Below are 7,003 nucleotides of genomic sequence, written 5' to 3' on the forward strand. Positions count from 1 at the left end.
TTGCCGGGTTGGGACTCGGCTGCTGGGTAGGGCGTGGAGCAGCCTCGACATGGTGGCAATTGGGCTTGGGGAGCAGCAATCGCTGGCTGCTCTCCCCAGGAGATTCTGGATTTTTCGGCCAGCTTGAATCCGCTGGGCCCACCGGAATCGGTCTTGCAAGCTCTGACTCAGGCGCTGTCTGCAGCAGACCCGGTTGTAATCAGCCGCTACCCGGATCCCGACTATCGGGACTTGCGCATCTGTTTGGCCAACCATTGGGCCGTCGATCCTGAGTGGATCTTTGTGGGCAATGGGGCAGCGGAGTTGCTCACCTGGGCAGCCCGGGATGCGCAAGGGCGGGAGGTATGGCTGCCCCAGCCTGCTTTTGGGGATTATGCGCGGGCTCTGCGGGCAGCAGGGGTAACCATCAAGCCGCTGCCTTTTTTCCCCGGCCAGGGATCCGCCGGTTTTACCCTTCTGCAGGAACCCCTTCCGGTGGCAGGCAAGGGAAACCGGGTGCTCTGGCTGAACAACCCTCATAACCCGACGGGCTGGCTGATCCCGCAGCAAGATATCCTGCCTCTCCTGCCCCAGTTCGACCGGGTGGTGGTGGACGAGGCTTTTATGGACTTTTTGCCGGGGGAGCCCACCCTGAGCTTAAACTCCAGCCCGTCGGCAATGCCCCGCAGCCAAACCTTGATCCCCCACCTGGCGGCTCACCCCAACACCATCGTCATCCGTTCCCTCACCAAGTTCTTCACACTGCCCGGCTTGCGCATTGGCTTTGCGGTGGGGCACCCGGATCACTGGCAGCGCTGGCGACAGTGGCGGGATCCCTGGAGCGTCAACGGATTGGCGGGAGTGGCAGTGGCGGCAGCTTTGGCCGATGAGGACTTCCGCCGGCGCACCTTGGCCTGGCTACCCGTGGCCCGAGAGCATTTGTTCAGGGGTTTGCAAGCACTGCCCGGCTGGGATCCCTGGCCTGGTCAAGCCAACTTCGTGTTGGTGCGCTGCCCTGGCTCTGCCGTCCAGATTCAGGAAAAGCTGTTGCGGCAGCACCGGATTCTGGTGCGGGATTGCCTGAGTTTTCCCGAGCTGGGAGATCGCTACCTGCGCATTGGCCTGCGCACCTTGGCGGAGCAGGAGCAGTTGTTATCGGCCTGCCGGGAGATCCTGGAGAATAGCTAGGGATTTTTCTGCGGGAGAAATTCTCATGCCCGAAGCTACCGCCTTTTGGCCGGAATGCAACGCCCCTATCGTGCGGGGGGTGGCCCATTACAGCGATCTGGAGTTGCTGCGGGCCTTTCAACGGCAGCCGGAGGTGGCCCGCTACTTCATCAGCCTGTTTTGCCGCTACTGCCAGTGGGTGGACGGGATCCTTGCCGAACATCTGCCGCCCGAGCAGTGGGCTGCCTATCGAGAGCAGGTTTGGTTGCGGCTTTACCCGCGCCTACAGCGCCTAGATGTCCACAGCCTTGTGGAAGAAGCGGCTGGCGAAGGGGATCCTGTGCTGCGACCCTGGCTGGCGGAGCAAACCCGTGAGCTGATCCAATCCTTGGATGGGATCCCCACCCGCCCTCAAGCTTCTTGCAGTCTCGACTCCACCAGAGGCGGGGCGAAGTCCTCTCTTTCACCGGCACTGGCCTGTTATTTGACTGCTGGTTTGGATACCTTGCCGGGGGATCTGCGCTTCATTCTGCTGCTGCGGGATCGCTTTGGCTGGCCACCGGTTCGCATTGCCGACCAACTCAAGGCTGACGGATATTACCTCGCCCCAGAAGACGTGGATGCCATCGTTGCCTCTGCCCGCCAGATCTTGCTTCAGAACCTACCGACAGATGTGCGTGCCCTCTATCTGGAGGCAAAGCCCTAGAAGACTGCCATAGCCCTGTGGCATGGTGGTTTATGGCAAGGTATGGGGCGCTGGCAATCCTTGTTCCCAAGGTGGGTTCTCCTGTTAGGCTGTTTCCGGCTGTAACAGTGGATCGGCATTGTTTGCTCTCCGACTTTACATCAAGTTGAGTGTGGGCTGTCTATGAGTCCTTCTCCGCTTCCCCCAGACCCTACCCAACCCCTGTCTCCGGCACAGCAGTCCCATTCACATCCAGTTCCTCAACTTGCTCTTCAGGAGGCGCTGAGCCATCTGCATTTGGACGTGCTGAAAGAACTGGAGCGATTCCGCCTCTGGCAGCGTTTGCAGCGCATGGACTCTGTCCCGCCCCCACGAGCAGGTCAGCTTGGGAATACCAGCTCTGTACAGCGCCCTTCACCTGTGCTCATTCAAGAGGTGGTGGAAGACTTGGAAGAGGAAGAGATGCCGCGGCCCTCCGGGGCCTTTTCGCCCCTCTGGGTCTTGCTGCTGTGGGTGCTTTCCTGCGCGGGGATTGGCTTTGGGGTGCGCTGGCTGATCTGGCCGGAAGAACTGTCCCTGCCCCAAAGTGCTGCCAGCAGGGCGGAAGAAGGGATCCCTGCCCAGGTGGATCTGGCCCAGTTGCCCCTGATCCCACTGGAACCGGTGGAAGGGCAGGTGGGAGAGGAGTTCTATTTCGGTGGCTTGGATCCGGATCGGCTGGCGCTGGGCTTGACGGCCACCCCGGACTTAAAGGACGTACAGGTGGATCCTCTTCAAGGCGTTCCTAACCTGCTGGACAGCCTGCAGACCGACTTGGCCTTGGCTTCCAAGGAACCCTCTCCCCCCAGCTTGCAAACGGTGGAGCAGTTGGCAGCCAGCCTGGAGCGCCCGTCCCAACCTTCATCGCCTACTTCTGCGGGATCCCAGAACGTGGTGCCCCTAAGCGACAACAGCGTAGACTCTCTGGGGCCGAACCGCGGCGAGGGAACCTTCTTGGTGCTCACTACCTACTCGGGAGATGAGAGCTTGGCACGTGCTCGAGAAGTTTCTGATGGGGCCTTTGTCAAAGATGTGAATGGCCAGAAGTTTGTGCAGTTGGCAGCATTTAAGCAACTGGAGTATGCCCGCTATCATGCGGAAACCCTGAAAAATAAGGGCTTTAACGTTACAATTGCTGAGCAGTAACTTTGGCCATCCCGTCACTACTGACCTGCGCCAAAACCCAATTCATCCTGGTTGGCAGCAAACTTTGTATTTCAGGGATCCCATCTTGGGAGAAGAGCTGGAGTCGATCCCATTGTAGTCATTTCAAGTTAGGTTAAGACGCTTCCCAGCTGCTCAGCGGTGCCGCCCAAGCCTTCCACGCCGCTTCCGCGACCACCCCCAGGCAATGCGACGGAACAGTTTCATTCCTCATTACGGTCGTTTCATTCCAACTAGGACACTGCACTCACACCTAAAACAACACTAAAACAAACGTTAAATGCACAGGGCCAGAGGGCTTTTCAAGGACTCCGTCCCGCTGGCGCGATCAGCAGCCCAGGAGTCTCACCCTAACCTGAAATAACTGAAACGACTATAAAATGACTGCGGCCGGCTGAAGACCGGAAAGGGTCTTAAGTTGGTTCGGAATAACTGGCTATAGATCCCGAATCCAAGGGATCCGAGAGAGAGGTAGCCGCTGCCAGATCCCTTCACTTCCTTCTGGATCGAGCAGGCGCCAGGCCAGCAACCCGGCTGCCGAGAAGAAAACCAGAGCCAGCAACACCGCAAGGGCATTCTGTAGGCTTTTCAAAAAGGGCCAGAGGCGGGCTGTGCTCGGCCCCACCTGAGCAGCTCCAGACCGCTGCCGCGCCTGGGCGGGGGGGTTCCCGGAAGCTGGAGAGGAACTCAAGGGACGGGCAGGTGGAGCGAGGGTAGAGGACGTCAACTGGGCGGCAGGAATGGGTGGCCCTGGTAACCGATTCAAAGCCATAACCACAGCCTGAGGGCGCTGCTGCTGACGCATCCACCGGTTCAGCTCTGCCAGAGAGATGGCACAGAGGTTGTTGAGACCCAGACCCTGAATTCGCCCCACCAAAGGCCGGTCGTTGCTGACCAAAACCACCAGCGTTCCCGGCTGCTGCTGGGCCAGGGCATAGGCGCATTCGGCAATCGCTTCTTCCAAACGTACCCTCATGGACTGATCGCCGGCACCAGCACCACCCACCAGGGCACGGGCTTCTGAGACGGCAAACCCTAGACTGGGCCAGTGGCGCAAAAACTCGCGGGCTGTCGATTCTTCTTGGGGATCAATAGCCTGCCGGCTCAGGCGTTCTAGCTCGGCCATCACTGCCTGCGGCAGCACACACACCCCAAATCGAGCCCACTCTTGCCATAGAGCCAGACGACCGGCCAGGATCACCGGGCTATCGAAGACGAGGAGAGGCGGGATCTCGGCCATGGGATGCGCCAGCGTTGGACTTAACCTCAATTGTGCAGCTTCCCCGAAGACTTGGGTAGCAGGGATCCCTCTGCCAGGCAGAGGCGGATGGCCAGTGGGTAGAGGCGGTGCTCCTGGGTCTGGATGCGCCGGTAAAGGGATTCCACAGTATCTTCGGGCAGAACCGGCACGGCTGCTTGGGCCACGATGGGGCCACTGTCCATTTCCAAGGTGACCCGATGGACAGTGCAGCCGGCAATTTTCACGCCGCACTTCAGGGCTTGTTCAACAGCCCGCAGGCCCTTGAAGCTGGGCAGCAGGCTAGGATGCAGGTTCAGGACGCGATCCGGGTAGGCGGACAACAACACCTGGGTAACCAGGCGCATCCACCCGGCCATGATCACCCATTCCACGTGATGCTGCCAGAGCACTTGGAGGATAGCTGCATCCAGGTCTTCGCGACAGGGGTAGTCTCGGTGGTCGAGCAAGACGCAAGGGATCCCTCGCTTTTGGGCCCGCTGCCGCACATAAGCTTTGGGATTGTTGGTGATGACCACAGCAATCTGGGCCTGCAGTTCCCCAGCCTCAATGGCTTGGGCAATAGCTTCGAAATTGCTGCCATTGCCGGAAGCCAAAATGCCAAGGATCCCCGGTTGAGAGGGCACTGGGATCCCGTCGGGATCCGGCCAGAGTAAGCTGGGTAGGTTCATGAGCGCTTGGCGGGAAAGTCTGCAGCCCCGCTATTTTAAACCCAAACAGATTCCCCTCTGGTTCTGGCCGGGTTCAGCTTGAGAGGGATCCAAAAACTTGACCGTCGCCGGCTTTGACAGGCGCACCCGCGCCATCGAGCGCTGCACGGATCAAGCCCAAGAGGAGCTGCGGGAGATGCCTCAAGAAATGCGGAAAATGCAGCAGGAGATCCGCGATCTCTCAAGCTCCTCCAAAAATAGGCCAAGTCGATCAAGTCGATCCCAGCAGTTGAGGCCGGATCTTATGGACTCCGTCCCACTGTGGCGAGCGGCCACCTGATCTAGAGTGGGAAAGCATGGGCAGTGGGTGTGAGAGCATGGCTCCTTTGCAACGACGACGCCGGCGGTTTTGGATCTGGAGCATGGTAGTCATCCTGTCCGGGTTTATGGGATCCCTGCTGGCGGGATCAGCGCAGAACCTGGGAGCACAAGCCCAGCAGGGCCTGACTCAAGCCCAACTGGAGCAGGCTCAATATGTGCGCAGTTGTGGTGGTTGCCATGTGGCGTTGCCCGCCCAAGTGTTGCCCACCGAAACCTGGCGACGGCTGCTGCAGGATCCCAACCACTATGGCCAGCAGATCCAGCCCCTGAGCGGTGTGGCTTTACAACTGGCCTGGGGCTATTTGCGGCCCAACTCCCGGCCCCTGCGACAGGGGGAACAGGTGCCCTATCGCTTGGCAGATTCTCGCTATTTCCGCGCTTTGCATCTGCAAGTGGAGTTTCCCACTCCTGTGCGGGTGAGCGCCTGTGTGGATTGTCACCCCAGGGCCAATGGGGGGGATTTTGCCAGCCTCTCTGCAGAATGGCAATCTTGAGGAGCGCAACTGAGGCAATGCAGGTGGATCTGGCCACCATTCTGTCAGGCTATGCCCAAGGCTACTTTCTGATGGCCGACGAAGAGACGGGATCCCTGGCTTGGTACAGCACCGACCGGCACGCGGTGATCCCCCTCGATGAGCGATTTCACTGCCCCCGTTCGTTGCGGCCCTTGGTGCGCAGCGGTCGCTTTCAGGTGCGGCTGAACTGCGCTTTTGAGCAGGTGGTAGAGGGCTGTGCCGCTCGTCCCCAAACCTGGATTAGCCCCGAGCTGAAGCAGATTTACGCAGCTCTGCACCGGTCTGGCTTTGCCCACAGCTTTGAAACCTGGCAGGGAGAGACCTTGGCAGGCGGGATCCTGGGTATTGCCCTTGGAGCGGCGTTTATCGGCGAGTCGATGTTCTACCGCATCCCCAACGGCTCGAAGGTGGCCTTGGTGAAGTTGGTGGAGCACTTACGGGAGCGGGGCTTTCGCCTATTCGACGCTCAGTTGATGAACCCGCACCTGGCCCGTTTTGGTGCCTTTCTCATGGAGGGACAAGAATACCTGAAGCTGCTGCAGCAATGCCTGGGGATCCCTTGTCGGTTCAATTAAATCTGCGATGTTACGATAGCCGCCGGCAAAACATTGCAGCGGCTCTTGGTGGAAAATAGAAAGGGAATCCGTCCCGCTGTTGCAGGCGGATACATCCTGTGGTGGGCCCACACATGGGATCCGATGGGGAGGTTGCCATGAGCCAAAAGCTTCTGTTCGTCTGTCTGGGCAACATCTGTCGCTCTCCCACTGCTGAAGGCATCACCAATCACCTTTTGCGCAGCAGCGGCCTTTCGGAAGCGATTCTCTGCGACTCGGCAGGTACGGCAGCCTATCACATCGGCAGCCCCCCAGATAGGCGCATGCAACAAGCAGCCCGATGCTATGGCCTGGAGCTGCAGGGCAAGGCCCGCCAGATCCAACCCGCCGACCTGCGCGAGTTCGACCTGATCCTGGCCATGGATCGACAAAATTACCGCGACATTCTCAGCTTGGATCCCCACGGAAAATATGCCGAGAAAGTGCGCCTGATGTGCAGCTATTGCCGCTCTCATTCTGACGAAGAAGTTCCGGATCCCTACTACGGGGGTGAGGCTGGATTCCATTACGTGATCGAGCTGCTCTGGGATGCCTGTAGCGGCTTGCTGGAA

Annotated in this window: 8 protein-coding genes; 6 read left to right on the top strand and 2 right to left on the bottom strand. The window is 59.5% G+C overall.

Translation table 11 applies throughout. The features are described 5' to 3' along the window. Positions 1 to 33 precede the first annotated feature (33 nt). The 3 genes from cobD (at position 34) to NW839_RS12585 (ending at position 3,016) form a co-directional block, all read left to right on the top strand. The gene (gene cobD / locus NW839_RS12575) at positions 34 to 1,167 is read left to right on the top strand and encodes a threonine-phosphate decarboxylase CobD (RefSeq protein WP_414352205.1); all 1,134 of its coding nucleotides are present in this window, start codon (positions 34 to 36) and stop codon (positions 1,165 to 1,167) included. 25 nt (positions 1,168 to 1,192) lie between these two features. Then, on the top strand, positions 1,193 to 1,852 hold the full coding sequence (locus NW839_RS12580) for a hypothetical protein (RefSeq protein ID WP_414352204.1): 660 nt from the start codon (positions 1,193 to 1,195) through the stop codon (positions 1,850 to 1,852). A 282-nt stretch (positions 1,853 to 2,134) separates the two neighbouring features. Beyond that, positions 2,135 to 3,016, top strand: coding sequence for a hypothetical protein (locus tag NW839_RS12585; protein WP_414352203.1), 882 nt, complete (start codon positions 2,135 to 2,137; stop codon positions 3,014 to 3,016). Between the two features lie 454 nt (positions 3,017 to 3,470). Here NW839_RS12585 and NW839_RS12590 read toward each other — a convergent pair whose 3' ends face one another. Together NW839_RS12590 and purN are read right to left on the bottom strand one after the other, a co-directional pair. Further along, complete coding sequence (locus NW839_RS12590) at positions 3,471 to 4,304, bottom strand: PIN domain-containing protein (protein WP_414352201.1); 834 nt, start codon at positions 4,302 to 4,304, stop codon at positions 3,471 to 3,473. After that, on the bottom strand, positions 4,301 to 4,963 hold the full coding sequence (gene purN / locus NW839_RS12595; RefSeq protein WP_414352200.1) for a phosphoribosylglycinamide formyltransferase: 663 nt from the start codon (positions 4,961 to 4,963) through the stop codon (positions 4,301 to 4,303). Before purN ends, NW839_RS12590 begins: the two co-directional genes overlap by 4 nt. 401 nt (positions 4,964 to 5,364) lie before the next feature. Here purN and NW839_RS12600 point away from each other — a divergent pair, with 401 nt between their 5' ends. The 3 genes from NW839_RS12600 to NW839_RS12610 form a co-directional block, all read left to right on the top strand. Beyond that, positions 5,365 to 5,817, top strand: a complete 453-nt coding sequence (locus tag NW839_RS12600) for a hypothetical protein (RefSeq protein WP_414357960.1) — start codon at positions 5,365 to 5,367, stop codon at positions 5,815 to 5,817. Positions 5,818 to 5,834: 17 nt separating this feature from the next. Further along, complete coding sequence (aat, locus tag NW839_RS12605) at positions 5,835 to 6,413, top strand: leucyl/phenylalanyl-tRNA--protein transferase (RefSeq protein WP_414352224.1); 579 nt, start codon at positions 5,835 to 5,837, stop codon at positions 6,411 to 6,413. A 137-nt stretch (positions 6,414 to 6,550) separates the two neighbouring features. After that, on the top strand, positions 6,551 to 7,003 hold a 453-nt coding region (locus NW839_RS12610), incomplete at its 3' end, for a low molecular weight protein-tyrosine-phosphatase (RefSeq protein WP_414380690.1).

It is taken from the genome of Synechococcus sp. R5-15, from assembly GCF_047462035.1.
GTDB lineage: Bacteria > Cyanobacteriota > Cyanobacteriia > Thermostichales > Thermostichaceae > Thermostichus.